Source organism: Pedobacter sp. G11 (assembly GCF_003860265.1).
Taxonomy (GTDB): domain Bacteria; phylum Bacteroidota; class Bacteroidia; order Sphingobacteriales; family Sphingobacteriaceae; genus Pedobacter; species Pedobacter agri.
The window spans coordinates 398,431-425,105 of sequence record NZ_CP034190.1; the positions used below are offsets into that span (position 1 = coordinate 398,431).

Annotated in this window: 30 protein-coding genes and 1 riboswitch; of the genes, 20 read left to right on the forward strand and 10 right to left on the reverse strand. The window is 39.1% G+C overall.

Annotated elements, in window-relative coordinates; genetic code table 11:
• Window positions 1-130 precede the first annotated feature (130 nt).
• The 4 genes from EA772_RS01660 to EA772_RS01675 form a co-directional block, all read right to left on the reverse strand.
• Window positions 131-349 carry a hypothetical protein gene (locus EA772_RS01660; protein ID WP_124910957.1) on the reverse strand — a complete coding sequence of 73 codons (219 nt, stop codon included), beginning with the start codon at window positions 347-349 and terminating at the stop codon, window positions 131-133.
• Between the two features lie 23 nt (window positions 350-372).
• Window positions 373-552, reverse strand: coding sequence for a hypothetical protein (locus EA772_RS01665; RefSeq protein WP_210405068.1), 180 nt, complete (start codon window positions 550-552; stop codon window positions 373-375).
• 165 nt (window positions 553-717) lie between these two features.
• Entirely contained in the window at window positions 718-2,307 is a 1,590-nt protein-coding gene (locus EA772_RS01670) for a cysteine peptidase family C39 domain-containing protein (RefSeq protein WP_124910959.1), read from the reverse strand.
• Between the two features lie 235 nt (window positions 2,308-2,542).
• Window positions 2,543-3,418 (reverse strand): RteC domain-containing protein, encoded by an 876-nt coding sequence (locus EA772_RS01675; RefSeq protein ID WP_124910960.1) that lies wholly within the window; start codon window positions 3,416-3,418, stop codon window positions 2,543-2,545.
• 182 nt (window positions 3,419-3,600) lie between these two features.
• Here EA772_RS01675 and EA772_RS01680 point away from each other — a divergent pair, with 182 nt between their 5' ends.
• The 6 genes from EA772_RS01680 to EA772_RS01705 all read left to right on the forward strand — a co-directional run bounded on the left by EA772_RS01680 (window position 3,601) and on the right by EA772_RS01705 (window position 8,935).
• A complete protein-coding gene (locus EA772_RS01680) occupies window positions 3,601-4,227 on the forward strand; it encodes a Crp/Fnr family transcriptional regulator (RefSeq protein WP_124910961.1) in 627 nt (208 codons plus the stop codon).
• Window positions 4,228-4,254: 27 nt separating this feature from the next.
• Window positions 4,255-5,664 (forward strand): hypothetical protein, encoded by a 1,410-nt coding sequence (locus tag EA772_RS01685; protein WP_124910962.1) that lies wholly within the window; start codon window positions 4,255-4,257, stop codon window positions 5,662-5,664.
• Between the two features lie 10 nt (window positions 5,665-5,674).
• Window positions 5,675-6,013, forward strand: a complete 339-nt coding sequence (locus EA772_RS01690; RefSeq protein ID WP_124910963.1) for a hypothetical protein — start codon at window positions 5,675-5,677, stop codon at window positions 6,011-6,013.
• Window positions 6,014-6,215: 202 nt separating this feature from the next.
• Window positions 6,216-6,818 (forward strand): recombinase family protein, encoded by a 603-nt coding sequence (locus EA772_RS01695; RefSeq protein WP_124914957.1) that lies wholly within the window; start codon window positions 6,216-6,218, stop codon window positions 6,816-6,818.
• A 27-nt stretch (window positions 6,819-6,845) separates the two neighbouring features.
• Window positions 6,846-7,544 carry an AbiV family abortive infection protein gene (locus EA772_RS01700; protein ID WP_124910964.1) on the forward strand — a complete coding sequence of 233 codons (699 nt, stop codon included), beginning with the start codon at window positions 6,846-6,848 and terminating at the stop codon, window positions 7,542-7,544.
• A 218-nt stretch (window positions 7,545-7,762) separates the two neighbouring features.
• Window positions 7,763-8,935: a serine hydrolase gene (locus EA772_RS01705; RefSeq protein WP_124910965.1), complete on the forward strand. Its 1,173-nt coding sequence runs from the start codon at window positions 7,763-7,765 to the stop codon at window positions 8,933-8,935.
• A gap of 442 nt (window positions 8,936-9,377) precedes the next feature.
• Here EA772_RS01705 and EA772_RS01710 read toward each other — a convergent pair whose 3' ends face one another.
• Window positions 9,378-10,904, reverse strand: coding sequence for a lipopolysaccharide biosynthesis protein (locus EA772_RS01710; RefSeq protein ID WP_124910966.1), 1,527 nt, complete (start codon window positions 10,902-10,904; stop codon window positions 9,378-9,380).
• Between the two features lie 343 nt (window positions 10,905-11,247).
• Here EA772_RS01710 and EA772_RS01715 point away from each other — a divergent pair, with 343 nt between their 5' ends.
• The 5 genes from EA772_RS01715 to arsB are packed head-to-tail and all read left to right on the forward strand — an operon-like array spanning window position 11,248 to window position 14,112.
• A complete protein-coding gene (locus EA772_RS01715) occupies window positions 11,248-11,577 on the forward strand; it encodes a helix-turn-helix transcriptional regulator (protein ID WP_124910967.1) in 330 nt (109 codons plus the stop codon).
• A gap of 51 nt (window positions 11,578-11,628) precedes the next feature.
• Window positions 11,629-12,099 carry a DUF6428 family protein gene (locus tag EA772_RS01720; RefSeq protein ID WP_124910968.1) on the forward strand — a complete coding sequence of 157 codons (471 nt, stop codon included), beginning with the start codon at window positions 11,629-11,631 and terminating at the stop codon, window positions 12,097-12,099.
• A 10-nt stretch (window positions 12,100-12,109) separates the two neighbouring features.
• Window positions 12,110-12,595, forward strand: coding sequence for a GNAT family N-acetyltransferase (locus EA772_RS01725; RefSeq protein ID WP_124910969.1), 486 nt, complete (start codon window positions 12,110-12,112; stop codon window positions 12,593-12,595).
• A gap of 6 nt (window positions 12,596-12,601) precedes the next feature.
• Window positions 12,602-13,027: an arsenate reductase ArsC gene (locus EA772_RS01730; protein ID WP_124910970.1), complete on the forward strand. Its 426-nt coding sequence runs from the start codon at window positions 12,602-12,604 to the stop codon at window positions 13,025-13,027.
• Window positions 13,027-14,112, forward strand: a complete 1,086-nt coding sequence (gene arsB, locus EA772_RS01735; protein WP_124910971.1) for an ACR3 family arsenite efflux transporter — start codon at window positions 13,027-13,029, stop codon at window positions 14,110-14,112. Before EA772_RS01730 ends, arsB begins: the two co-directional genes overlap by 1 nt.
• A 364-nt stretch (window positions 14,113-14,476) precedes the next feature.
• Here the strand turns inward: arsB and EA772_RS01740 are convergent, their stop codons facing one another.
• Window positions 14,477-14,713 carry a four-helix bundle copper-binding protein gene (locus EA772_RS01740; protein ID WP_231459955.1) on the reverse strand — a complete coding sequence of 79 codons (237 nt, stop codon included), beginning with the start codon at window positions 14,711-14,713 and terminating at the stop codon, window positions 14,477-14,479.
• Window positions 14,714-15,042: 329 nt separating this feature from the next.
• Window positions 15,043-15,111, forward strand: a riboswitch (Fluoride riboswitch).
• A gap of 42 nt (window positions 15,112-15,153) precedes the next feature.
• On the opposite strand from EA772_RS01740, the gene EA772_RS01745 reads away from it, so the two are divergent.
• Genes EA772_RS01745 through EA772_RS01760 form a run of 4 tightly spaced genes read left to right on the forward strand, consistent with a single transcriptional unit; the run spans window position 15,154 to window position 18,776 of the window.
• Window positions 15,154-15,708, forward strand: a complete 555-nt coding sequence (locus tag EA772_RS01745; RefSeq protein ID WP_124910972.1) for a hypothetical protein — start codon at window positions 15,154-15,156, stop codon at window positions 15,706-15,708.
• A 4-nt stretch (window positions 15,709-15,712) separates the two neighbouring features.
• Complete coding sequence (locus EA772_RS01750; protein WP_124910973.1) at window positions 15,713-16,126, forward strand: EamA family transporter; 414 nt, start codon at window positions 15,713-15,715, stop codon at window positions 16,124-16,126.
• A gap of 58 nt (window positions 16,127-16,184) precedes the next feature.
• Window positions 16,185-17,465, forward strand: a complete 1,281-nt coding sequence (eno, locus tag EA772_RS01755; RefSeq protein WP_124910974.1) for a phosphopyruvate hydratase — start codon at window positions 16,185-16,187, stop codon at window positions 17,463-17,465.
• An 18-nt stretch (window positions 17,466-17,483) separates the two neighbouring features.
• Window positions 17,484-18,776: a voltage-gated chloride channel family protein gene (locus tag EA772_RS01760; RefSeq protein ID WP_124910975.1), complete on the forward strand. Its 1,293-nt coding sequence runs from the start codon at window positions 17,484-17,486 to the stop codon at window positions 18,774-18,776.
• 160 nt (window positions 18,777-18,936) lie between these two features.
• On the opposite strand, the gene EA772_RS01765 is transcribed toward EA772_RS01760, so the two are convergent.
• The 3 genes from EA772_RS01765 to EA772_RS01775 are packed head-to-tail and all read right to left on the reverse strand — an operon-like array spanning window position 18,937 to window position 20,764.
• Entirely contained in the window at window positions 18,937-19,326 is a 390-nt protein-coding gene (locus tag EA772_RS01765) for a YidH family protein (RefSeq protein ID WP_056849798.1), read from the reverse strand.
• A 39-nt stretch (window positions 19,327-19,365) separates the two neighbouring features.
• Window positions 19,366-19,872: a hypothetical protein gene (locus EA772_RS01770; RefSeq protein WP_056849797.1), complete on the reverse strand. Its 507-nt coding sequence runs from the start codon at window positions 19,870-19,872 to the stop codon at window positions 19,366-19,368.
• The gene (locus EA772_RS01775) at window positions 19,865-20,764 is read right to left on the reverse strand and encodes a LysR family transcriptional regulator (protein WP_008245460.1); all 900 of its coding nucleotides are present in this window, start codon (window positions 20,762-20,764) and stop codon (window positions 19,865-19,867) included. The genes EA772_RS01770 and EA772_RS01775 overlap by 8 nt, the downstream gene beginning before the upstream one ends.
• A 144-nt stretch (window positions 20,765-20,908) precedes the next feature.
• On the opposite strand from EA772_RS01775, the gene EA772_RS01780 reads away from it, so the two are divergent.
• The 5 genes from EA772_RS01780 to EA772_RS01800 all read left to right on the forward strand — a co-directional run bounded on the left by EA772_RS01780 (window position 20,909) and on the right by EA772_RS01800 (window position 25,277).
• Window positions 20,909-21,997 (forward strand): c-type cytochrome, encoded by a 1,089-nt coding sequence (locus tag EA772_RS01780; RefSeq protein ID WP_124910976.1) that lies wholly within the window; start codon window positions 20,909-20,911, stop codon window positions 21,995-21,997.
• 19 nt (window positions 21,998-22,016) lie between these two features.
• Window positions 22,017-22,472 carry a DsrE family protein gene (locus EA772_RS01785; protein ID WP_008245470.1) on the forward strand — a complete coding sequence of 152 codons (456 nt, stop codon included), beginning with the start codon at window positions 22,017-22,019 and terminating at the stop codon, window positions 22,470-22,472.
• A 19-nt stretch (window positions 22,473-22,491) separates the two neighbouring features.
• Window positions 22,492-23,412: a substrate-binding domain-containing protein gene (locus tag EA772_RS01790; protein WP_056870676.1), complete on the forward strand. Its 921-nt coding sequence runs from the start codon at window positions 22,492-22,494 to the stop codon at window positions 23,410-23,412.
• Between the two features lie 11 nt (window positions 23,413-23,423).
• The gene (locus EA772_RS01795) at window positions 23,424-24,173 is read left to right on the forward strand and encodes a substrate-binding domain-containing protein (RefSeq protein ID WP_008245473.1); all 750 of its coding nucleotides are present in this window, start codon (window positions 23,424-23,426) and stop codon (window positions 24,171-24,173) included.
• 117 nt (window positions 24,174-24,290) lie between these two features.
• Window positions 24,291-25,277: a YeiH family protein gene (locus EA772_RS01800; RefSeq protein ID WP_008245480.1), complete on the forward strand. Its 987-nt coding sequence runs from the start codon at window positions 24,291-24,293 to the stop codon at window positions 25,275-25,277.
• Window positions 25,278-25,283: 6 nt separating this feature from the next.
• Here the strand turns inward: EA772_RS01800 and EA772_RS01805 are convergent, their stop codons facing one another.
• Window positions 25,284-26,675, reverse strand: a complete 1,392-nt coding sequence (locus EA772_RS01805; RefSeq protein ID WP_056095402.1) for a beta-propeller fold lactonase family protein — start codon at window positions 26,673-26,675, stop codon at window positions 25,284-25,286.

The following is a 26,675-nucleotide window of genomic DNA, read 5'->3' on the forward strand; positions in this document are numbered from 1 at the left end:
TGAATGACTGTTTTTGTTATAATTAAAAAATCTCCGGATATAAATTTGAGTGGTTTTACCAGATTTTATTCGAACAATATCCAATTAAATTCCACGAAAAGACGAGCTTTTCGTGGAAGAAGGGGACAATTTAGGCAAGTGTTGAAGTCTGACCGTCGCACGTTTTAATATCGATGGTATCGCCATTAACTGCTCCGCATCCGTTGCCGTCTATTGCACTGCACGAGCTACCTGAACAAGACACATCAGCTTTGCCAGGGCATTTTGCTGTACAATCCGCTACAACGGCAGCTGTACCACCTAAAATATTTTTCATTTCAGCCTTGCTGATCAAATTGATTTTTTTCATTTTGTTTTGAGGTTAGAGTTACGTTAATAAAGAGTTGAAGAAGAACCTGAACAGTTTCTATTGGTATCACCTGTACAGTAGCCGTCAGCGTCTCCGCTAGCATCTATAGCGCCACAGCTGCCTACGCATGTTACTGAACCGCCATCTTTACATTTGGCCGTACAACTTCCAACCTGTTCAACACCACCCAAGACGTTTTTCATCTCAGCTTTACTTAATAAATTCACTTTTTTCATTTTTAAAAGTTTATTTTTGAAACGATTTTGTAATCCAGTCACGCCTGGTTTACTTAAGCGATAACGATTTACGTCGTTACTCGGTTTGGGGCAGTTTCGTTGCAACCGGCTGCCCCTTTTTGTACAATTCCTTTATCCCAAGAGATATTTAATGTCTTCCAGCCTATAGGCTTCGGGAAGCTTTCGGCCATTCACCAAAACTGTGGGGGTCACAGAAATATCGGCCATCTCACACCATTCTTTTTGTCTTTGTGTCACCTGCGAAACATTATCACCAAGCTCAACGGGGTATTTTTGCGCCCAATTTTCATACTTTTTTTTATTTTGCCCATACCAGTCATTGAGGGCACGTTCTAATAAAGCGGGGTCATTCGACAAACTCAGGGCACTAACATGTCGTGAAACCATGGTTTTTTGATCGTCGTCATGGTCTGCAGTTGAAAAAATAATCTTGAGTTGAATATCATCACGGTAGGTGAGCCATTCATCAATGACCCGATGTGCTTTGGCACAGGGTTCACAGAAAGGATTGCTAACAATGGTAATTATTGTCTGCGCTTCAGGATTCCCTAATCTGATTGGCATTAGATCATCTGTTACTGCATAACTTGGCTGCTTACGGAGTGCCTCGTCAAATAAATCACTATTGAATTTGAATTTCTTAAGTTGATTTTTCAGGGGGGCAATTAAAGTAGCTTTGGTGAAAAATGGTTTTAATGCAGACCAAACCAGGATGGGTATAAGAAAACATAAAGCTATTTCTATGATGAGCCGATCATCCAAACTTCCCGGATTGAGGATCGACCCGGTGAAAAAATTAGACAGAAACTCAGCTAAAAGAATAGCCTGAACGGTACAGCACAGCAGGCACCAGTTGCGTCTTGAATATTGGTAGCTAAGGGAGTAGATGGTGTAGGGAAGTGCAAATATATTTAACCATACTATCACGGGCGCGGAACTGGGCACGAGCAATAATGAAAGAAAAGAACCTGTAAAATAGAAAAAGCCGATCTCGCTCCAGCTCAGCCAGGAAGTCAGCTTCGCAGCATCGGATTTGAGTACCGCGTTGCAGCTATTTTTACTACCGAGACTACAGAGGTTCTGTACCAGCGGATTGTTGGCATCAATGCTATGCAGCAGCAACAATACACTCACACCGACACCAATTAATTTTAAGAAAATTGAGATAACATATCCAGATGTAAGCTGCTGCTTATCCATCGAAAACCATATCGCCATGAAGAGTACCATGATCAACAATGGAAACTTAGCGATTCCGAAACTATCCTGCAGTTTATTTGAAAAATACCTTTTCTCGCCACTTGTGGGTTTCGCCGCGGCATATAATGCCACGCCGGTCCAGGCTTTCAGAAAACTTTCTTCGGAAATTACACCGTTTTTTTTATCCTCGTCACTATATACAACCTGCCCATTCTCAATTTTATTGACGATGATAAACATGCCGCCTTTATGCTGTGTATGAGCCAGAAAGGGATATAACAAATCCGAGGGATTATAATCTTCTTTATCTATTCGGTATGCATCATTTTCAACATGCCATTCTTTGAGGCTATCACTAATCGCAAGCAGACTAGGATACTCGGGATGATCTTCTAATGTTTTTTTTACGGTACCGCTACTTACTTTTATATTAAGTGATTTCAGTAGGACATCAACAACTTCAGTTGCATTACTTTGTTTAGGTTTAAAAAGAGAGCGCATAATTCAGTGATTATGTCATAAGTTTAGCACTTCATTTTCTAATAAAAAAAAATCTTTACAGAAATCATCCCCAGTTATACAAACGTCTGCCCAGCGGGGACAAAATAAAAGTCCACGTACAGGTTATCGAATAAAGGCAAAAGGAAGATGACGTGCTGGTTGCTATAAAATCAATACCAAACACGATTGATTTTAGATAAATGCAGAGGCACTATAATCAACCAGCGAATTGCTTTTAAAAACCGTAACGGCTTTTTTGGTCTTCGGGAATCCAGGCATCACTATCTTCAATACGTTTGGATACGAGCTGTTGCATCTCATCAAGATATCTTGTTTTGCTCATTGATTTACGTCGTTTAATATCAGCAAAGCGCTTGAAGTATCCGGAGATATTTACCTGAAAAGCCTGACCAAAAAACTCCATAAGCTCTGATAACGTGATCTTACCCCCGTTAACTTGCCCCGTTTCAAAAACCCCATAAACCAGTTCCACCATGTTAACTGCTTCTCCTGTCCACTTGAGATCTTTGAAAGCGTTCTTGTGCACGGCATCTGTACCACCTTTCTGCATTTCGATTTCCTGTTTGATTGATTCCTGAAGCTTTTCATAAGCGATAAACTTAGAGAACAGGTAATCCGCTACAGTTGAAAAAGTTGGATCAACATCTGGAACTTCTGCAAACCCGATGAGCTGGCTACTTCGATTTCTTCTAAAATATCGATCATCCAGATCTACAGCATCAAGTCGATAATATTGGTAGAGAAATTCATTCTGCCTGAAAAACCGGTCAATGAAAAACAGTTGGGATTTTAGATGTGCAATCTGCTTTTCTTTACCCAGAAGGGGCATGCTGGCTTCAATTGCGTAGCGTTCAGTGATGAGGATCAGTAGCGCGTATATTCGGGGCTTCCCTTTTTTAAAAAAGTAAATCTCTTCTGCCTCATCTGCGAAACCGCTTTGGGCGAGTTGGATTTTGAGTTGAGCCAGTGCTTTTTGAACGAGTGCTAAATTGGTTCTGAATTTTTCAATTGGACTTTCAATAGAAATTGTTTCTTCAAATTGGATCACTAATTCAGCATACAGTTTTTCTGATAGTTTCTTTAGGTTCATGACGATATAGTTTAAGTTAACAATTTGAGCAGCAGTCAATCAGATATCCTAGGACATTAAAATTTAAACGCACTTCATAACAAAAGCAAAAAATTAACGTTAAAAAAGTATATCCTTCCGACAGGACAATATTAGCCAGGTAAATGCAATGAAAAGTTGATTTGTGACACAATCGACACTGCATGGAAAATCATTTTAGTAATGAGGCCGATTTACTAGAAACATTAAGCTTCATTATCCCTCTGCCCGCGCCTTTTCAAAAACGCGTCAATGAGGAAGTCGTCACGGAGACTTTCAAAAGAAAACACCTGTTGCTTAGGCCGGGTGAAACTGCGCGCAGGCTTTACTTTATCCGACATGGATTTCTGCGTGCATATTTCATAGACAATAATGGAAGAGAATGTACTACCTGGTTTATGGGAAAAGGAGACCTCATGATCTCAGTCTACAGTTTTTTCACTCAAAAACCAGCTTATGAGTATATAGAAGTACTTGAAGACTGCAAACTGCAATCATTAACCTGGAACCAACTGAATAGTTATTACGCTGATTTCGAGGAAGGAAATTTACTTGGCCGTATTGTTACGCAAAAGTACTATCTGTTAAGCGAAGAACGGGCGCTTTTCCTGCGTACTCAAACCCCTGAAACGCGGTATGAAATGCTACTTGAAAAATACCCTAAGATAGAACAGCAAACTACTCAAAGCAACATCGCTTCTTATCTGGGAATCAGCCGCGAAACACTATCCAGAATACATCGTAAAAAACTGGGATTGTGTCACGTGACACAAAACGGCACCCAAAAATAGCATTGTTTTAATGCTAAAAATTCCGTTATGAAAACAAAACTTAAAATATTCACCGTCCTCCTATTTGCATTTGCCGCTTGTAAGAAAGATAACACAGAGCAGCTAAACCCGGTTCAATCTCCAACTACAATCAACCTGAGTTTAGACGATGCAAGATCTTACGTCGAGCAAGAACTAAACGACAACGCCAATAATAGTTCCGTTTTAAATAAATTGCGGTTAGACTGGCAGGCAGCTAAAAGCCAAGCAACAAAAGATGGCAACATCTGGAAATTGAACCTCCCCGGGCACCCAATATACCAGGGTATTGAACAGGGTTACCGACAGCTGGTCATAAAAAGAGATCCTAAGACCAGCGAGATTGATGCCCGTATTATAGAAGTGATACCCGACGCGGTATATCTCCAAAAAGGCAGTGTCCGAATTTCGAATTTTACGGGCCGCGTATTTGAATATAATCTTGGGTACAAATTAACAGGTGGACAATTGTACAGTGATGGTAAACAAATTGGAGAAATCGGGCCAAAAGAAAACTTCGAATTGCAGCGTAAAGAGGCACTTGGAGACCTGAATCCACTAATAGGCATTCAGGGAAAACTAATGAAGATGCAGGTTATTGAAAGTTGCACCTGGTATCAAAGCAGCTATATTGATGCTAATGGCGATCTGACCATTCATTCAGAAAGAATTTGCAGTTATTCATTTTACGATGACGGAACAACCTTCTTCGGGGGAGATAGTGGTGGGTCATATAGTGGCGGAGGTTCTGCAGGAGGTGGCGGTGGTGGGTCCTCTCCTACAAACCCTAAACCTCTGATTCCTGCCCCATCCAACTTACCTGGAGAAACTAATAATATAGTTGATCCAAAAAAAATGATGGAATGCTTTTCTCAAATCACGGATCCAAATGCCGCATTCGTAGTGAGAGTGTATGTTATAGAACCTCAGCCGGGAACCTCTTTTAATGTTGGTGCAAATAGCTTTGGTCATGTTGCAATATCCCTTAGCAAGACAAGTGGCAGTACTACTATCACCCAAACCGTAGGATTCTATCCAACAGGGTCTGGATTACAGAAACTTGATTCAAAGTCTCAAGTTTTGGATAATGGCGACATAAAATATAACATTGGCGCAACTTATTACGTTAACAGTGAAAGCTTTCAAAAAGTAATAAATTATATTAGCAACCCACCTCTGCAATATCATTTCACAGACTTTAACTGTTCGGCTTTTGTATATGGAGCAGGTCAGGCTGGCGGTATCCCCATTCCAGATCCAATAACAGCAATAGGAATCATTGGGCCGGGTGGTGCCGGATATGCAAAGACACCCGCAGGTATGGCTGGTGCTTTGAGAGAACAGAAAGCAAACAATCCAAATTCGGACATCAATGAAGGTGGTGGAAATATCCCAGCTAGTAAAGGGGAATGTAATTAAATACAGTATCATGAAAAAAACGACCAAAATCACAATAGGTGCTGTTTTGGCACTTATCATCATAACTAACTTACCTCCTATTTCCTTCTTTTTTCAGGAAAATTACTCCTACCAAAATGAAGATGGTAGTTTTAAATATCAGGAACAATCTGATAAAGGCTTAGATTTTGAAGTTTGTAAAATAAGATTCGAACGATTTAACAAAGAGAACCCAGATAATGCTAACAAAAAACTTTATAGAACCTTTGCAATAAAACCTTGGAAATTCTGGGAATGGTGGGAAATGCTTAGCAATTACGAAAGATTTAAACTCCCCTTACTAAACAATGCGGATGCTGAAATTAATTAGTTTAATTAAGCAGATAATAATAGGCTCTACTTATATAGGACAGTGACTTTCCGATTATTTAGGAGGTAAAAAACGGTGGTTTTATGAGATTTTCAAATCTGTGTAGGATTGAATCATTATTCTAAAACCCCAGCTTCCCAAAAACTTGTATCACAAAACAAAGTTTATTAAATTTACAAAGAAAGGTTTTAGTGATACAACAATGAAGATCGGATACGCTAGAGTTTCTACTAAAGAACAAAATTTAAATTTGCAAATTGAAGCACTCGAAAAAGCGGGGTGTGAAATCATTTTCAGAGAAACAATTTCTGGAGCAACAAAAGTTCGCCCGGAACTTGATAAAATGATTAGCCAGTTTCGAAAAGGTGATGAATTGGTTGTTTGGAAATTGGACCGTTTGGGAAGAAGCTTAAAACATATAATTGATTTAGTTTTAAGATTAAGTGAAGAAGGAATTATTATCAAAGGTTTAACCGATGGAGTTGATACTTCAACAATTAATGGTCGACTTTTTTTAAATATCATGGCTTCATTAGCTGAATATGAAAGGGAATTAATTAGAGAAAGAACAAAAGCTGGTTTAGAATCCGCGAGGGCAAGAGGCCGTACGGGAGGCAGGCCGAAAGGTTTTACCAAAGATACGATTTCCAAATTGTTGGTTATGCGTTCGGTTTATAAGGATATGGATAAAACACCAGAGCAAATTTATAAAGGGCTTCAATTAACAAGAGCAACCTTCTATAGATATGCAAAGATTCTTGATACCCACACCAATGAAGAAATAAAAAAAATGGAGAAAAGGTAATAACTGTGATAATTGTTATTTCAATAAATGAATCTGGAAAAAAGGGAAGTTCTGGCTCTATACAATGCGACAATAGATAATTGTTTTGAGTTGTTCAAAGCCTCTATGCACATGGCCACCTCGTATGAGGGTAAAAAGTATGTGAGTCTTGGCATCGCTGAGCTTGCTTTAGAGGAACTTGGAAAATCATATTCTTTATTAGCTGCATATTCAATAGCTCACAAAATTTCTAATTGGAAATTATTCTGGAAAGAGTGGCGTTCACATGATCTAAAGGCATCAAGAGGATTTTTGTATGAATTTTTTTGCACAATTCGAATAGAACTTAACAATCTTACAGATCCGCTCTTAACTGAAATTATACCAAGGGGGAAATTCTCGGTTGAAAAGGAAATGGCATTCTATGTCGATATTGACAAAAGCTCAAGAAAAATTCATATTCCTGGGGAACACATTAGTGATGAAGAGGCAATCAGTCGTGTTTTTTCATTATTTGGATTATTAAATCCAGCCCTTAAAATAAAAGATTGGCTGAATTCTGAGGAACCAGATCAGTTTAAAAATGCAATTTCAGATTATGCCTACACTGTTCTAGTGGAAAATGTCTACCAACAAGACGTTCCAGAAATTCTAGACAAATTAAAAAATTTGGATGATGACTACAATCGTGCATTGGATGAGATATGGAATCTCTTTAATCCTAGCAAACCTAACATGGAGCTTTGATTAACTAATTGATCTTAGAAAACGATCATATTTTCCGTTTCGCCAGTCAATAATATTGGGTAATGAACTTATTAAAAGTTATAATATTTAACTTTGTTCATGCATCTCAAAGCCCGGAAACGTTATCAGTTTGCTTGCCATACGTCAGCGGTAATTCTGAGATCCTATCTTCACTTAAAACAGTATATTTACTGACACCATAAAGTATTACAAAATAAATGGAAGCGCAAATGAGCATTAATAAATTCAAATTCTTATTTGTAGCGTTTATTATAATTCTCTTTTCTTGCTCGACAACGAAAGAGACCATTAAAAAAAATGGTGTACACGAAAAATCAGACTCACTCTATTACGAAATCCAAAGACTTGGTTTAGACCTCACCAAAAAGAACAATGTTCCTGGGATGGCAGTGGCTGTTATCCAAAACGGAAAAGTTGCATGGATACAGTGTATTGGATATGCTGATGTGGCAAATAAAAAACCTGTAACTGCTCAGACAATCTTTAACATTGGTTCAATATCCAAAGTAATATCTGCGTGGGGATTTATCCAGTTGACAGAAAAAGGGCTTTTAAAATTAGATGACCCTGTTGATCAATCTTTAACCCGTTGGAAATTACCCAAATCTTCATATGATGTATCAAAGGTAACACTACGAAGAATATTAAGTCATACAGCAGGACTTTCTGTACATGGCTATGGAGGCATTGAACAGGGAACACAATTGTTAAGTTTAGAGGAATCTCTTGATGGTAAAACAAAAAGAAACCGGGAAAGTGTACGACTTATAAACGAGCCAGGAACAAAATGGGACTATTCTGGAGGAGGTTATACTCTTGCGCAGTTACTTCTTGAAGAAAAGACAAAAGAAAAATTTGCAGGCTACATGAAAAGAAATGTTTTCAAACCTTTAGGATTAAATCATACAAGTTATGAATGGACAGCAGAAATGATGAAAAATTCTGCAACCGCTTACGACACTTCGGGTAATCCGATAAAAAATAGAATATTTACAGAACAGGCAGCAGCAGGATTACAAACAACGGTGGTAGACTTAGCCCACTTCGCCGAATTATCTATTACAACTAATTCCAGGCAATTACACAATGTTTTGAGACCAGAGACAATACAATTAATGGAACAACCTATTCTCCCATCATCTAATGAAGGAGAAAGTGGTCTTGGATACCGGTTTTTAAATTATGACAATTTTCGAACGATTGGACACACCGGTGAGAACGAAGGCTGGAGCGCTGCAATGTTTTTGCATTTACCGACAAAAAGTGGATTAATATTGCTTAGCAATGGCTCTAACGGTGACCATGTTTGGTATCCTATTTATGAGTGCTGGGCTAATAAGATAAAAGCACAACCGACAAAGATTCACTGACGCAACTAAAACTACCGATAACAAGGTTCTATCTCGTTGTATGCACTTTGTAGGATGCCTACCTATTTTGTATTAATATATACATCTAATATTGGAAGGGTAGAAAATCAACCTTCTAGGAGTTTTCAAATTTTTCTCAAAAAACGAATATTAATTTGCTATTATAAATTACCATTTACTCATTATCAAAAAATAAAAATTAAATTTGATTAATGAAATGAGTTTATGATAAAATAGGAAAATAGCGGAGTACTTTAGGACAATAGTTGGCGACACTGCTTACTATAATATTCTCAAGCCCTACCTTCTGAAACTTATTAAAAAAGTAGGGAATACTGATAGGGTTTGAAAAAATATTTACCATTTATAGCGATTTTCAACTGCATGTAGAAGGCCTAGGATTCAACAAACAACATTCCTAATTTTCCAGTTGTTTGTTAGCTTAAGATAAAAATTTAGAAATTAAAGGCATTTTTTTTAACTCTGCTCTTTCAAATTTTAAGATAATAGAGAGATATATCATGATCAAAAGTGTGGCTACTGGAAAACGTATCAGTATTTGCCTCCTATTGGGCCAGAACTCAGATATTGAATCGATACTCACTTTTATAAAATAAAAAATAAGCATTAAAGTTAGATAAGTTAATATCCTTTTTACTGGATATGGAACTGGAAAGTATTTTTGTCCGATAAAATATGTAATAATCACCATACTTGCATAACAGACGAGCGTGGTCCAAGCAGCTGCATACATTCCCCAAAGCGGAATGAAAAAATAATTGCCTGTCAAGGTAATGAGTGCACCTATAAACGTGATATATACACCTATGCGCATGCGATCGGTTATTTTGTACCATACCGAGAGATTATAGTAGATTCCTAAACATATATTTGCAGCCAATAGGATTGGAACAATAGGTAATCCAGAACGATATGAAACACCAATCATAAATTTCAGAACATCAAGGTATAATGCAGAAAATAGAAAAGCTATTGAAAGTGTAATTACAAACCACTTCATAACACGCGCGTACAGTAAGGGTGCGTTTTTTTCTTTTGATTGATTAAAGAAAAAAGGTTCTGCAGCCATCTTAAAGGCTTGTATAAACAATGTAATGAAAATGGCTAACTTATAGTTGGCCGAATAAATACCAACAATTCTTTTAGCATCAACACCCGTAGGTAGAAGCTTAGCCAGCATTTGGCGATCCATTACTTCATTAATCATTCCAGCCAAGCCAATTAAGATCATAGGAAAACTATATAAAAACAGCTGACTCCATATTTTCTTATTAATTTTAAATCTAAAGTCTTTCCATTCTTTATAAAGCATTAGAAATACAAACATATTCTGTAACACATTAGCCAATAGAAGAAAGCCTACACGGTTATTATCCTTGATCCAATTTGCTATGAAATCAGTGGAATAGGCTTCCGCATATTTAGGCAGCCAAATCAAGAATAATAAGGTGAAAAGGATGTTAATTATGATGCCAAATAACTTGACAAAAGCATATTTTTTCGGGCGATTTTCCTGACGCAATCTGGCAAATGGAATGGCACTTATCGAATCTAATCCTATCAGGCAAAGGCATAATAGTATATATTCAGGATGCCGTCCCAAGTTCATGAAGTTACTTATGGGCACGCAAAAAAAGGAAAATAAGACAAAAAATCCTAGAGTACTAACGATAAGTGAACCGAATGCTGTATCAAAAAGATACTTGCGATCTACTCCGTTTTTATTAGAAAAGCGAAAAAAACCCGTTTCAAACCCGTAAATAAATAAAATGTTAACGACTGCAATCCAAGAATACAGTAAGCTATAGTCACCATAATCCTGTACACCAGATTTATCAGTCATCAGGTAAGTAAGAAGAGGGGTGAGAAGATAATTTAGAAACTTCGCTCCGATGCTACTAACCCCATACCACAATGTTTGACCCGCTAATTGTTTAATGTCTCTCAATCGAAAAAATTAAGTTCGAATTTAACAAAATGAATCAGAAAGAATACGATTTTATTTCTTATGTAAACGGTTCAATATATCAATTTAAGAATATATCGTTTATTTGAATAGGACATTAGATAATCTGAAACTATAAAAAAGATATTATCAATTCTTCCGTTTTGTATTATCAAAAAACGGTGAATTTTTGATAGGTATTCAGATTCGCCTTTAAATTAGTCTCACAAAACGAACATTAAGTATCAATGATTACCAACTAGAGAATAATAAAATAACTCATAAGGTATAATTAGAAATAGTTTGCACTATAAGATTATATATCGTAATATTGCAATACATAGTTATGGGACTTACAAGAACAGAAATATTCAGCACTGAACAGAATGAATTGGCAACGTTATTAAAAGCGCTGGCCCACCCAGCCCGTATCGCAATTTTGCAGAGGATCCTTGCTTCGAATACATGCATTTGTGGCGACCTGGTAGAAGAACTGGGTCTAGCCCAGGCTACTATATCCCAACATTTGAAAGAATTAAAAACTGCTGGAATTATTCAGGGTACCATTGAAGGGGTAAGTGTTTGTTACTGTATTGATCCGGTAACCTGGAAATTAATAGAGACCCGAATGGGCGCTTTTTTAGGCGCTTACAAACAAGAAGCTGACTGCTGTTAGTTTTTTTAAAGATTAAATCAATCGTTAAATTGCAATATTAAATATATCGTTATGAAACTATCAGAAATTAAAGAAATCCTGGCTAAAAGAGAAAGTGTTAATTTTAAACTAGAGAACGGTCAGGCTGTGCCTGAGCATTTTCATGTTACTGAAGTTGGTGTGATCACAAAAGATTTTATTGACTGTGGAGGTACCGTGCGCCATGAGAAAGTAGCAAATTTCCAGCTTTGGGATGCCAATGACTTTGAGCACCGTTTGAAAGCAGGAAAATTATTGAACATCATTTCTTTGTCTGAGCAGGTTATCGGTATGGAAGATCTTGATATAGAAGTAGAATACCAATCTGAAACCATTGGTAAATATGACCTAGCCTTTGATGGGGATAACTTTGTTTTAATCTCAAAAACGACTGCTTGCCTTGCCATGGACAAATGCGGCATTCCGGCAAAAAAAGAAAAACTGGAAATGGTAAACCTGGCAGGTGATGCAAATACTTGTACTCCAGGTGGTGGCTGCTGCTAAATAAAAGCACATGGGGATTAGAATTTTAGTTACTTCAGATTGGGACCAGGTGAAATCTATTTATGAAAAGGGAATTGCGACTGGCAATGCCACTTTTCAAACCACTGCCCCAACCTTTGAGGAATGGGACGATTCACATTTAAAAACTTGTCGGTTTGTCCATGATCTCAATGGTATTGTGCGTGGATGGGCAGCATTAACCCCTGTTTCTTCCAGATGCGTTTATGCCGGGGTTGCAGAAGTCAGCGTTTACGTTGATCCGGCATTTAGTGGAAAAGGTATTGGATCTAGTCTGCTTAATAAGCTAGTCAAAACAAGTGAACAGGAAGGCATCTGGACTTTGCAGGCTGGAATTTTTCCGGAAAATGCATCAAGCTTAAAAATCCATGAGAAAGCTGGTTTCAGGATCCTTGGTATTAGGGAAAAGATTGGAAAACAACATGGCATTTGGCGGGATACCGTCCTATTAGAAAGAAGAAGTCAAACCATAATTTAAAGTAAATTGAAAAATATATTAGTCCTGTGTACAGGAAATAGCTGCAGAAGCCAGCTTGCTGAAGGTTACCTGCATCATTATGCAGAAGGTAAAGCCAATATCTATAGTGCCGGGATTGAGACTCATGGTGTGAACCCTAAAGCGGTTCAGGTCATGGCAGAAGACCACATTGACATTTCATCCCACACTTCTAACCACGTAGATGAATACTTGTCTATTCATTTTGATGCAGTGATCACCGTATGTGACAATGCAAACGAAGCCTGTCCTTATTTCCCAGGCAAGGTAGAACGCTTTCACCAGAACTTTCCGGATCCTGCAAAAGCAACAGGAACGGATGAAGAAATCATGGACGAATTCAGAAGGGTCAGAGACCTGATCAAAGTTTACTCGGCTGACTTTATCAGCGAACATATAAACCAAAAGATTTAATGAGTGCAAATAATTGTGCCCCTGTGTCCGAAAGAAAGAAACTTGGTTTCCTTGACAGGTATTTAACCTTATGGATATTCATTGCTATGGCGCTGGGAGTGAGCATAGGTTATTTCGTTCCTTCATCTTCCGGGTTTATTAATTCGTTTTCCAGTGGCACTACAAATATCCCTTTAGCTATTGGACTGATCCTGATGATGTACCCTCCGCTTGCAAAGGTGAGTTATGAAAAAATGGGAGAAGTATTCAAAGACACCAAAGTATTGAGCGTTTCGCTAATACTAAACTGGGTAGTCGGGCCTTTACTAATGTTTTTTTTGGCCATCATATTCTTAAAAGACTATCCGGAATATATGGTGGGACTGATCCTGATTGGACTTGCCAGATGTATTGCCATGGTGGTGGTCTGGAATGAACTTGCCGAAGGAAACAGGGAATATGCAGCGGGACTAATTGCCTTAAACAGTATTTTCCAGGTCTTGTTATACAGTGTATTTGCCTATATTTTTATTACGGTATTGCCGCCTTATTTTGGATTGAAAGGCCTGGAAGTCAATATTACCATTGGCGAAATTGCAAAAAGTGTGGCGGTTTATCTAGGGTTACCTTTTGCGCTTGGAATCATTTCAAGATATGCGCTGATCAGTCTTAAGGGAAAAGAATGGTTTAATAATGTCTTCGTACCTATGATTTCGCCCATTACCCTTATTGCTTTACTTTTCACGATTGTGATCATGTTCAGTTTAAAAGGAGAGTTAATCGTACACATCCCGATGGATGTGGTTAGAATTGCCATTCCACTGGTCATTTATTTTTCCATCATGTTTGTCATGAGCTTTTTTGCAGGACGTTATTTTGGGGCAGATTACTCCAAGAGCGCTTCTATCGCATTTACGGCAACCGGGAACAATTTTGAACTCGCTATTGCAGTAGCCATTGGCGTATTTGGGATCAATTCAGGTCAGGCATTTGCCGGAGTGATCGGACCTTTAGTAGAAGTCCCTGCACTGATCGCCCTGGTGAACCTTGCTTTTTACATCAGGAAAAAATATTATCTTTCTAATCCTGTAAATTCAAGAAAATAATGAATATTATACTTTTTCATGAATGAAGGGCTTAAATTACCCCATATAAATAGCGAGGTGTCTCAAAAAACGAACTTTAATTTGTCATTATATTTTATCATTTACTCATTATCAAAAACTAAAAATTGAGTTTGATTAATGAAATGAGTTTATGATTATATAGGAAAAAAGCGGAGTACAGCAGTATAATCGTAGGCAACTCTGCTAAGTATAATCCATTCTTAAGCCACGCCTCCTGAAAACTTATTAAATAATCAGGGAATAATGAAAATAAAATGAATGGAATAAATTTGCCTATTTATAAAAATGAAAGGGCAACTAGAATGCTGCCCTTAATCAATTAATGCTCACGGTGATTGGCATCTTAAGCAGCTACTCCTGTCATTCTTCTGCATTCTTCCGCACAAGCCTTACAAGCATCTGCACATTCCTGACAATGCTGGGTATGATGATTACTACACTCATCTCCGCATTGCTGGCAAATATCTGCGCAAATACGGCAAATGTCTTGAGCAAAAGAGCTACCCATACTCATCAATTGAGCGGCAGAGTAGCAGATGGCTGCACATTGCATATCAAGCTCAATACACCGCGCCATCATTTTCACGTCTTCTTCCTGAGTGCATGAACTTGCACAATGATTGCAAATTGAAGCACACTTTAAGCATGCATCAATACAGTTTTTCCATTCATGGTATCCCATAACTTTAATTTTTTAGGGTTATAAAAAAAATTCCTATATAGATAACATGGTTATTTCCAGGCGGTTTCATTTTGTTTAAGAAAAGCTTTAATCCCGTGATATGATGCTTGTTTAAACGGTAGAAGAATAAGAAACTGGTTCTCGTATTCAAATAAGGAGGAATAGTGATAAATTAAATTCTCAACACCTACTTTAAGATTTTGCACATCATTTTATTAGTATTATATTTGCAATACGGAAATGGTGTCCTTCCGATTCAACCGCTTTTTTCAAAAGCTGATGGCGCCTACAATAGAAATTCCAGCAGGTAATAAAATCTGCCGGTCAAAGTATTGTAGGTGAAAAAATTAAAAATAAATTCTCAACTCTTATTGCTGGCAGCTATCTTAATTGCGCTTGTCTTACTTTGTCTGTCTGCCAAAGTGAGATCAGTGTTAGCAATGGTCCTGCCGGTTGAAACTGAATGGTTCTTGTGGATAAATCAGCACCATAATGCATTCTGGGATACGATCATGTACTGGGCCAGTGATAAGCGTTTTTGGCTTCCTTTTTATGCCTTCATTATTTATTGCCTCTTCCAGAATTTCTGCAAAAAAATTTGGCAGGTTCTTATTACCATTGCGCTACTAGTTGCTAGTGCAGATCAGATTGCTTCAGGACTGATTAAAAACACCGTTAAGCGTCTACGCCCTTCCCATGAACCGAATCTAACTACGATCATTCATTTAAGTAAAGCAGGTGCGGGTGGGATGTATGGATGGCCATCCGCTCTTTCATCACCTATCTTCAAAAGCATTCTTTCCGCTGGTTCGGCATTTACCGGATCATTGCCGGAGCAACGGTTCTTGTACTCATTTACTTTGGAATTATTCAATAACGGAAAATTAACATAAAACTATGTGGTGGATCTACGCGCTATTATCAGCTTTCTTTGCTTCCCTTACGGCCATCTTTGCAAAAGTCGGCGTAACCAATGTCAATTCTGATTTGGCTACTGCCATACGAACGGTGGTAATACTGATTGTAGCCTGGGGGATCGTAATGGCCAGAGGCGAACTTAAAGGAATTACGGAACTGTCAAAGCATAACCTGCTATTTCTTTTTTTATCTGGCCTTGCCACCGGCTTGTCCTGGATATTCTACTACAAGGCTTTGCAGATCGGGAAAGTGTCCCAGGTCGCCCCTTTTGATAAGTTGAGTGTTGCCCTAACTATTATACTTGCAATGGTGTTCCTGAAAGAAGCTCTTACCCTGAAAGTATTCTTTGGTGCCCTGCTGATCATTGGGGGAACACTGGTTTTGATCTTTTGAGAAACTCAATTATTTGTAAGCAACCGAAATACTAAAAATCAATATAAAACAAAAAACTATGAAATTAACTAAAATTCATGCCCGTGAAATTTTGGATTCCAGGGGCAATCCGACAGTAGAAGTAGAAGTCACTCTTAACGGAACAACAGCAAGGGGTATTTCTCCATCCGGGGCAAGTACGGGTGAAAAAGAAGCCGTAGAGCTTAGAGATGGTGATCCAGAGCGCCATAATGGTAAAGGCGTGGAAAAAGCAGTAAAAGGGATTAACGTCGAAGTCGGCAAATCAGTCACCGGCTTATCCTTTGAGGGTCAGCAGGCCTTCGATGATCATATAATTGGTCTGGATGGAACCGAGAATAAATCAAGGCTCGGCGCAAATGCGATGCTTGCGGCCTCAATCGCCTTCGCCCGGGCTTCGGCCGTTGCAAAAGGGATTCCCTTGTATAGGCAGCTAGTGGAAAGGGAAGGTTACGTAATGCCCGTACCGTGCATGAATGTCATTAATGGGGGAAGGCATTCTGATAACAACATCGATTTTCAGGAATTTATGATTGCCCCTCATAACGCCCCCTCGTTTAAGGAAAGTATCCGTATGGGCGAAGCTGTTTTTCATTCCCTGAGAAGTCTGCTAAAAGCGAAAGGCTATTATACCGGAGTTGGTGACGAAGGTGGGTTTGCGCCAAATCTGAGTTCTAATGAGGAAGCCGTCCAAATCATCATGGAAGCGATACATATTGCCGGTTTTGCTCCAGGCAAGGATATTTCCCTTTGTCTTGACCCAGCGACCAGCGAAATGTGGAATAATGGAAAATATGAATTTTATAAAAGTTCTAAAGAACGGATCACAACAGATGAAATGATTGGCTTTTGGGAAGGATGGTTAAAAGAGTACCCAATTATCCTGTTGGAAGACGGGTTGGGCGAAAACGATTGGGAGGGATGGAAAAAGCTGACCAGCCTTTTGGGAGACAAAGTGGAATTGGTTGGAGATGATATATTCTGCACCAACCCGAGTATTATCCAGCAGGGAATCGACCAGGGCATTGCAAACAGCGTACTGATTAAATTGAACCAGATCGGTACAGTTTCCGAAACGCTAAAGGCCGTAGAACTAGCCCAAAAAAACGGTTACAATTGCTTTATTTCTCACCGCAGTGGTGAAACTGAAGACACGACAATTGCGGATCTGGTTGTCGCTACCGGTGCGGGGCACATCAAAACAGGAGGTGGCTGCCGCTCTGAAAGGGTATCTAAATTTAACCAGTTGCTTCGGATAGAAGAAGAACTTGGTGATAGGGCATCATTTGCAGGAATCAATACTTTTTATAAAAAATTATAAATCAGCCGCTAACCTACAATGAAACATAATAAATTTTTATTTGAACACCTTTCGGTTTTTAAATATGCGGTTCGATGGACGCTGCTTATACTTCCTGTTGCCATTGCAATAGGAAGTATGGTTGCCTTGTTCCTTTGGCTGCTAGGCTGGGCCATTCACTTTCGCTTTCAGCATACCTGTCTCATTTTTCTGCTACCTTTAGCAGGTATTGTGATCCACCTGATTTATCAGTCAGTTGGTAGGTCCTCAGAAAAAGGAAATAACCTGATCATGGATGAAATCCATAGGCCGGGTGGTGGAGTGCCCAGGCAGATGGCGCCAGTAATCTTAATAACTACAGTGATTACCCATTTGTTTGGCGGATCGGCTGGAAGAGAGGGAACCGCGGTACAAATCGGAGGAAGCATCGCAGGAATGTTTAGCCGCTGGTTTAAGCTAAATGAGGTAGACACCAAGATGCTCCTTACCGCGGGAATTGCAGCCGGGTTTGGGGCGGTGTTCGGAACACCGCTCACCGGTGCCATATTTGCAATGGAAGTTCTGGCCATTGGAAGAATAGAGTACAAGGCTTTACTTCCCGCATTAATTGCCAGCGTGCTTGGTGATCTTACTGTCTCTGCCTGGGGCATCCATCATACCGCTTATCACATCGATCTCATAGAGAAAAGTGCCTACTTTCTATCTGAATACCTGCCGGTAAACCTACTCCTGCTTAGTAAGGTTATTCTAGCATCCACATTGTTTGGTCTGGCCAGCTACCTGTTTGCTGTAATGGTGCATGAGATCAAGGCCTTTTTTTCTAAAGTATGTAAGATCCAGTGGCTTATTGCTGTTATCGGTGGTCTGATTATTATAGGCTTGACTTACGCCATCGGGAAACCGGATTACTTAAGTTTGGGCGTGGATAGCGAATACCAAGGAGCCGTTACAATTCCCTCTGCTTTTCAGCCTGGTGGAGCAGATACTTGGAGCTGGTTATGGAAGACCATTTACACAACTTTAACATTAGGAACTGGATTTAAAGGTGGTGAGGTAACGCCTTTGTTTTATATTGGCGCAACATTAGGCAATGCACTTTCGACCTTATTAAATGCTCCAGTTAGTTTGTTTGCTGCCCTTGGATTTATTGCTGTTTTTGCTGGTGCAACGAATACACCCCTTGCCTGTACGATTATGGGTATAGAACTTTTTGGTAGTGAATACACCATGTTTTTTGCGGTAGCCTGTTTTACAGCCTATTTTTTCAGTGGCCATTCAGGTATATATTCTTCACAGCGTATTGCGGTACCCAAAATATTTACGGGAACATAAAATATTGACTTATCCTGTTCCTGTGGATTATCATAAAGAGGTGAAATTTTTATAAGATCCTTGACCAATGCAATCAGCAATTTATATCAAAAAACAACGCTATATCGACCGCTTTCCTTCCTCTCTTTTCTAAAGCATCAAGTACAGATGATTTAACTGCCTATGTTGTTTTAATAAGGTAGAGCAGTAAAAGTATACTAGCTATGAAAACTAAAGCGGTTAAAACTTTAACAAAAAGTGTTGAATGGTAATACACCCCCTGATTCAATTGTTCTTTCGTTGAATTATATCTTAAGTAAGAACAAATGATAGTAATTGCTCCCAGGGCAACTAGAAAAATCCCGATAATGCGGGAATCTCCGGTTTGGTGCAGTGGTACTTTACTCCCCAGTGCAGCACTGATCTGCTTGATAAATAGCGAGAATTTCATTACCACGAAACCAAATCCCATGATACCAATACTGGTTCTGATCCAGGCCAAAAATGTTCTTTCATTAGCCAAATGGTCTCCTGCATGCTGTTTGGTATTTTCTTGTTCTTGAATTTTCATCTTGTTCTGTATCGGTATATAAGCAACATATTTTGCATGTTATGTCAATATCGATGCCAGTTTGGAGATGATAACCCTGGTATCCCGGATGCAAGCAAGCCTGTTTGATTCAGTGCCGGCAGGATAGCAGGTAACTGCAATTTCTTCGATAAACGATAAGCCTGATAGGTCAATAGATTCTTTAACCTCTTGTTCAATGCTTTTCATTAGGATCATGATTAATCGGGGTTGATATGTTCTGATTTTATGAGCTAATTGCTCTATTCCACCCTGCCTTTGGTTCTTTCTGATTTTCACTGACGATTTATCAATAGGTGTACAAGTTAGATGTTCCAAAAAGCATCCAGTGCCCTTAAAGAACTGCAAAAAATCTTCTACAGATTTAAAATCGCCAAATACCTCACTAAATGCAAGATAAATTGTTCGAAACAGATTAGTATTTCCCAGGTAAAAATGTTTATCGCCACCTCCAGGAGCTTCAGAAACAAAGAGCAGCAGCACTTTAGCTGGCTGATATTTCCTCGAAATTTCGGTAACACTATACATTGTAGTTGTAGCTTTTAGCGAAGCGCATAAATAGTTCCGCCAGAGCGTCCGGCTGACCATGAAGCTGAATGAAATGAAACGGCCTTTCGATAACCATATCCTTGATATCTATGATGCGGCATTCATTGTTCTTGAGCTCTTTCAATATGGAGTGGATAGATAAAAAAGCCAGGCATTTGCTGTGAATCAGATAGGATTTAATGCTTTCGGTACTACCTAACTGCATTTCTATATTTAAGTCCCCCACCTTTATCCGGTGTGCTTTTAAAGCATATGCAATAACATCTAGTGTACCAGAACCAGGTTCACGAAGTAATAAATCATAATCCTTCAACTCATTCGGTTTGATTATTTCCTTTTTCATGGCATAATTGTGACCAGAACACACCAGCACCAGCTCATCTTTTAGATATTGTTCGTATTTAATCTGTGGGTTCCGGGAGATGCCTTCAATGATTCCAAAATCTATTTCCTTAGCAATCAAACGCTGCTCTACATCTTCTGTATTTCCGGTAACCAGTTGGATTTGTATATCCTTAAACTTATTGTGAAACTGTGCCAATACAGGTGGAATGATATATTGTGCCACAGTACTGCTGGCACCAATCCTCAATATTCCTTTATGCTGTTTAGTAAGTAGATTCATATCATATTCCAGTTCCCGGTAGGTTCCAAAAATCTGTTCTGCGTAATGCAACAATAATTCGCCGGCTGGGGTGAGGCTGATTTTTTTGTTTCCACTGCGTTCAAATAATGACATTTTGAACTCCTGCTCTAATTCTTTAATGTGTTTGGTTACAGCAGGCTGACTGATAAATAACTCTGCCGAGGCCTTTGTAAAATTCAGCCTTTTAGCGACAGCATAAAATACTTGCAAACGGAAATCTATCATACACGGTTTTAGTAGATAAGCTAAGATACAAACAATTTGTTTCAACAGGTACTGACATCATAACCTTATGTTATCATCAATAACTTTTTATGCTTTTTCTGATGCGTAGAATAAATGCACATTTGTAACAGAAAAACATTGGTTATGAATAAGGAATCAAAAGAAAAAGAAATCAGACAAGCACTTATATATACAGCCAGGACAACGGCTATCATTGCGATTCTATTTGTTGCTTGTGGAACTATTTTCATCTGCACTTTATTCTTTAATGGGCAGCCAGATGTAGAATTGACAGCAAAAACCAAACAGGATGTGGAAACCGGTATAGCTGCTGTTAAAGTCAAAAGCCAGGTTGTACCTGCTGATGCCTGGAAAGCGCCTGATGAAAATACGATTCCGGCGGACACCAAGTACGGCCAGATGATTAGGTATGGCAAAGAATTAATAGCACATACGAGCAAATATTTTGGGCCAAATGGATCCATAGCCCGTATTACAAATGGTATGAACTGTCAGAATTGTCACCTCGAGGGTGGAACCAAACTGTTCGGAAATAATTATGCTGGTTTTATTTCCAGTTTTCCTAAAATGAGTGGCAGATCAGGAAAGGTTGAACCTGCATCGGCACGTATTGCAGAGTGCTTCAATCGAAGTCTTGCAGGCAAAGTACCAGACGAATCTAGTAAAGAGATACAGGCAATGCTGGCTTATATGAAATGGCTTGGAACAGGTGTAAAAAAAGGGGAGAAAGTGTTTGGAACGGGAACCGAAAAATTAAAATTCCTGGATAGGGCAGCGAATGTCAAACATGGAGCGATTTTATATACCAGTAAATGTCAAAGTTGTCATGGTGCAAATGGTGAGGGAATACTCGATGAAGACAAACTAACTTATGTTTATCCGCCATTATGGGGCAAACACAGCTACAATGATGGCGCAGGGATGTATAGACTCAGTAACTTTGCGGGGTTCGTAAAGAACAATATGCCATATGGTGCCAGATATGGAGATGCGCAGTTAAGTGATGAGGAGGCCTGGGATCTCGCTGCTTTTGTGAACTCACAGCCAAGACCACATAAAGATCAGGGAAAAGATTACCCTGATTTGTTAAAAAAACCTTTTGATGCGCCATACGGACCATATGCCGACAAATTTTCTGAAAATCAACATAAGTATGGTCCATTTGCACCAATTGTAACCTCCGAAAAACAAGTAAAACTAACAACTAAATAAATCATCAAAATCTAAAATCATGAAAAAAATAACCTTAATCTGTACATTATTTTTGCTGATCGCAGCAACCTCGGCCACTTTTGCCCAAGCTACACCTGCTAATTTTACAGGGGCAAAAGCCACCCTGAAAAATTATAAGGCACTGTATGTAATCAATAACGGTGATGAGAAAAAGATTGCAGGAACACTTCGAAACCTAAAAAATGCACTCGACGATCCCAGGTTAAAAGGGAAAATCAATGCAGAACTTATTGCCTTTGGAGATGGCGTAGCTGTTTACCAGAAGAACGGATCTTTTGAAAAAACATTGTTAGAACTGCAATCCAGAGGAGTAATTCTTGCACAATGTGAAAATACCGTCAGAGAAAGGAAAATCGAAAAAAATACCTTATTTGATTTTATCAGTTATGTACCCAGCGGCAATGGTGAAATCATCATCCGTCAATATCAGGGATGGGCAGTTGTACATCCTTAAACCAAATAATTAGAAAATCATGAAATATATAAATCACACCTTTTTAGCCACAGTTGCATTTTTATTGCTTTGTGGAAATGTTAAGGCCCAGGATCATCGCTTTGATCCGCCCTGGAATACTCCACCTGAAAGTAAAGTTCAGTTCACAGTACCTGGAGTAGACAATGTGCCTGATCTTTTTGGAGACATTAATGATCCCCAACTTGTGGTTTTCTTTGCCGGTAACCAGTTTATGTGCATTGACGAATTAATTGCAGCCTTTAAAAAGTCATATCCACATTATCAGCGGGTATTTGCCGAAACGCTTCCCCCAGGCATTTTAGCCCAACAAATAAAAACCGGTAGCATTGTGGTGGGCAACATGAGAATTACCTTAAAGCCGGATGTTTATACAGCTGGTAAGAACCGGATAGACATGACCCCTGAATGGTTTAGCAAAACGACTTTATATGCTAGAAACAGGTTGGCAATCATGGTCCAAAAGGGAAATCCGAAGGCATTGAAGTCACTCAAAGATTTAGCAAATAAAGAGCTGAGGATCAGTATGCCCAATCCAGAGAATGAAGGGATCGGTAAACGTATTGAAGAAGCCTATGTGAAAGCTGGAGGGGAAACATTAAAATCTACCATCATGGAAGATAAAGTTAAAGATAAGACTACTTATCTTACCATGATCCATCATCGCCAATCACCAATGAGGATCCTATACAACGAAAGTGACGCCGCTCCAGTATGGTATACTGAGGCCTACTATCAGAAAATGATTGGCCATCCTGTTGAGCTCATTGAAATTCCTGAAAAAGAGAATATCCATGCGCAATATATAGCGGGACAGTTAAAAGATGCGCCACATCCGGCCGCTGCAAAAGATTTTATGGATTTTTTGATCAGTCCGCAGGCTGCTGCCATCTACAAAAAGTTTGGTTTTGATTTACCTTAAACATAAACACAATGAAAAATATATTTTTAACCATATTGTCAGTCGTTGCTGTAGTGACCATTGGGAATGCACAAATCCCAAACGATACTTTATATGTCTATGGTCCCGGTGGGCCGCTCGGACCGATCAATGAATGTGCGAAGGTTTTTGGAAAGCAGCATGATATCGTAATTAAAGTCACTGCCGGGCCAGATAATGAATGGATGCCGGATGCAATGAAACATGCAGATCTGTTCTTTGGAGGAGCAGAATACATGCTTTCAAAATTCATGTCTGACCACCCAAACATGATAGTGGCGAACTCTCGGACAGAGTTATATAAACGTGCGGCAGCGATCCTGGTACGGCCCGGCAATCCTAAAAACATCAAAAATCTGGGCGATCTCTGTAAACCAGGTGTGAAAATTCTTGATGTGAATGGGGCTGGGCAAATGGGGCTTTGGGAAGATTTGGCAGGTCGACAAGATCTGATTGCAAACATACAGCAGCGTATAGCAGGTACATTTGCAAATTCGGCATTGGGTATTGCTGCATGGAAAAATGATCCTCAATATGATGCCTGGATAACATTTGGCTCCTGGCATAACCGTTTACCAGACCTCACCTCAATGGTTAGGATTCCTGTTACACAAACAGTCTATAGAGGTACACCTGTAGTGAGGGGTAGCACTGGTACGCATAAGTCGGAAACTGAGGATTTTATCAAGTTTATGCAATCCGATAAAGGACATCTCATTTTCAAAAAATGGGGTTGGGAATAAATAATGTCTAAAAACTTATCTTCTATAACATGAAGTTATGGAAGATAAGTTTTAATGATTTGATCGGGGTTTATTAGTTATGGATCTTTGAATTAGAAAATAAAGACAATCAAAATTATGACACAAATCAAAGACAATTCAAATTCTTCTAAAATAAAGGCGGGTAACCTGCTAAACTTAAATTTAAACACCCGTAAAATTATCTTCATCCTGGCAGTTTTGCTGTGCCTCTTTCCATTTATGTCGCCTCCTTTAGCCTTATTGCTAGGATTAGTATTGGCGCAACTAATGGAACATCCCTATCTGCATTTAAATCACAAGGCCACAAACCTGCTGCTAAAAATTTCTGTTGTCGGGCTAGGATTTGGAATGAATGTATTCAGTGCAATGAAAGCAGGAAAAGAAGGCGTACTGTTTACCGTAGTTTCTATTTTCGGAGTGCTTATCATTGGTTTTATCCTGGGAAAAGTATTTAAAATAGAACGTAAAACATCTTTTTTGATATCAGCTGGAACGGCGATCTGTGGTGGAAGTGCTATTGCTGCATTGTCGCCTGTAATGAACGCAGAAGAAAAACAGATCTCCGTTGCAATGGGTACTGTTTTTATACTCAACTCGGTGGCCTTATTTCTTTTCCCCGCTATCGGACATGCGCTTAACTTGTCACAGTCACAATTTGGTATGTGGTGTGCCATTGCTATTCACGATACCAGTTCTGTTGTTGGGGCAGCCAGTAAATATGGTGAACAAGCACTACAGATAGCCACAACTGTTAAGTTAGCCAGAGCACTATGGATTGTTCCCGTAGCGTTTGGTACATCTTTCCTGTTCAAAAGCAACAATAGCAAAGTTAGTATACCCTATTTTATAGGGCTATTTATCCTGGCAATGATCGCCAACACCTACTTACCTTTTATTAAGCCTTTTGCGCCCTACTTTGTAGCATTAGCAAAAGCAGGCTTAACTTTAACCTTGTTCCTGATAGGAAGCGGACTCTCATTTACTATCTTGAAAGCAGTGGGGATAATGCCACTGTTACAAGGCGTAATTTTATGGATAGTAATTTCAAGTGCTGCATTATGGGCAGTTATATCTTTGGTTTAAAATACATTAGTTACTGATCATCACCAGCTTTTTTGAAAGATCATCAATAAGAACCACATGTTTATAATCGGCGCCACCTGTTCCTACACTCTTAATTATCCCCGAGGATTGACCGCTAAAAGCTCCTTTTTCATCGGTCTTAAAAGAATTGATGACATAATCTGCGTTAAACGTATCATTTGAGGAGTTGGTTAACGCTAAAGTATACGAAGTATTTGGCTCGAGTTTTTTAAAGTCCTGTTGGACAAGATCAGTCAAGCCTACGCTTCTTACGTTTAGCATGCCTGATGACATTGAATTATCCTTATTCATCAATTTAATCACCTGACTTTTGTCTGCAAGATTAAGCGGGGTTAAATTTTCTTTTGAGGCATTTGCAGGGCTGGCATTAGCGGCGTACAACAATGCTTGCGGACATTGTCCAATAGCAATGGTTTTTACAACGGCCATTTTTACCAGATCAACCACTTGTACCTGGTCATCATTTTCTAATCCGACATATGCAAATTTACCATCTGCCGAAGTCCAGACGCCATGTGGCAATGATCCTGTCGCAACGCTATCAGTAAGCTTGAAATCTTGTGAAACACTAAATACTTTTAAGCTGTTTTCTCCGCCAATGGTTGCCAGCATCACAGGTGAATCATTAACTAAAGTAAAAGTGACATGGTTGGTAATTGGACCTGTATTTAGTACTGTATGTATCGTATTTGTCTCCGTGCTGATGACAGTGATCTTCCCTACATCCTTATGTGTCAATGCAATCCATTTCCCATCAGGACTACAGAATATATTTGGAGAAAATGGACTAACTACTGGAATACGCTTTACAATAGCATAAGAAGTTGCATTCACTACATCCACTTCTGCAGTAAAGCTGGAACAAATATAAGCCCATTTTCCATCTGGAGTAAAAGCAACCATTCCCGGGCCGTCGGCTACTGGGATTTGCTTGATTTCAATCAGTTTATTTGCATCAATTACGCTGATATACGATTCTCCTCTTACCGATATCCATGCCTGTGATCCTGAAGGGTTAAAGGTTGCCTCATGCGGTGAACGTCCGATATAAACAGTTTTTAATACTTTATTTTTTGCTGTTGAAATAAAGGTTACTGAATTTGATCCAATGGAAACCGCTGCTAGTAATTGCCTTTTAGGGGAATAACCCAGGCCATGAACCAGGGCCTGTCCCTTATATAGAGGACTTAAGATATCAGGTTGGGGTTTACCAAGAACAATATTTCCTAATAGCGTTTGTGTTGAGGGATCTAAGACAGAAACCGTATTAGATATCTGATTGCCTGTATAAACCCTGTCTTGGGCATAGATTGATTGTGCTTTTGATTGTAGGGCAAAACTGAATATTAATAGCGTAAACAAGGATATCTTTTTCAT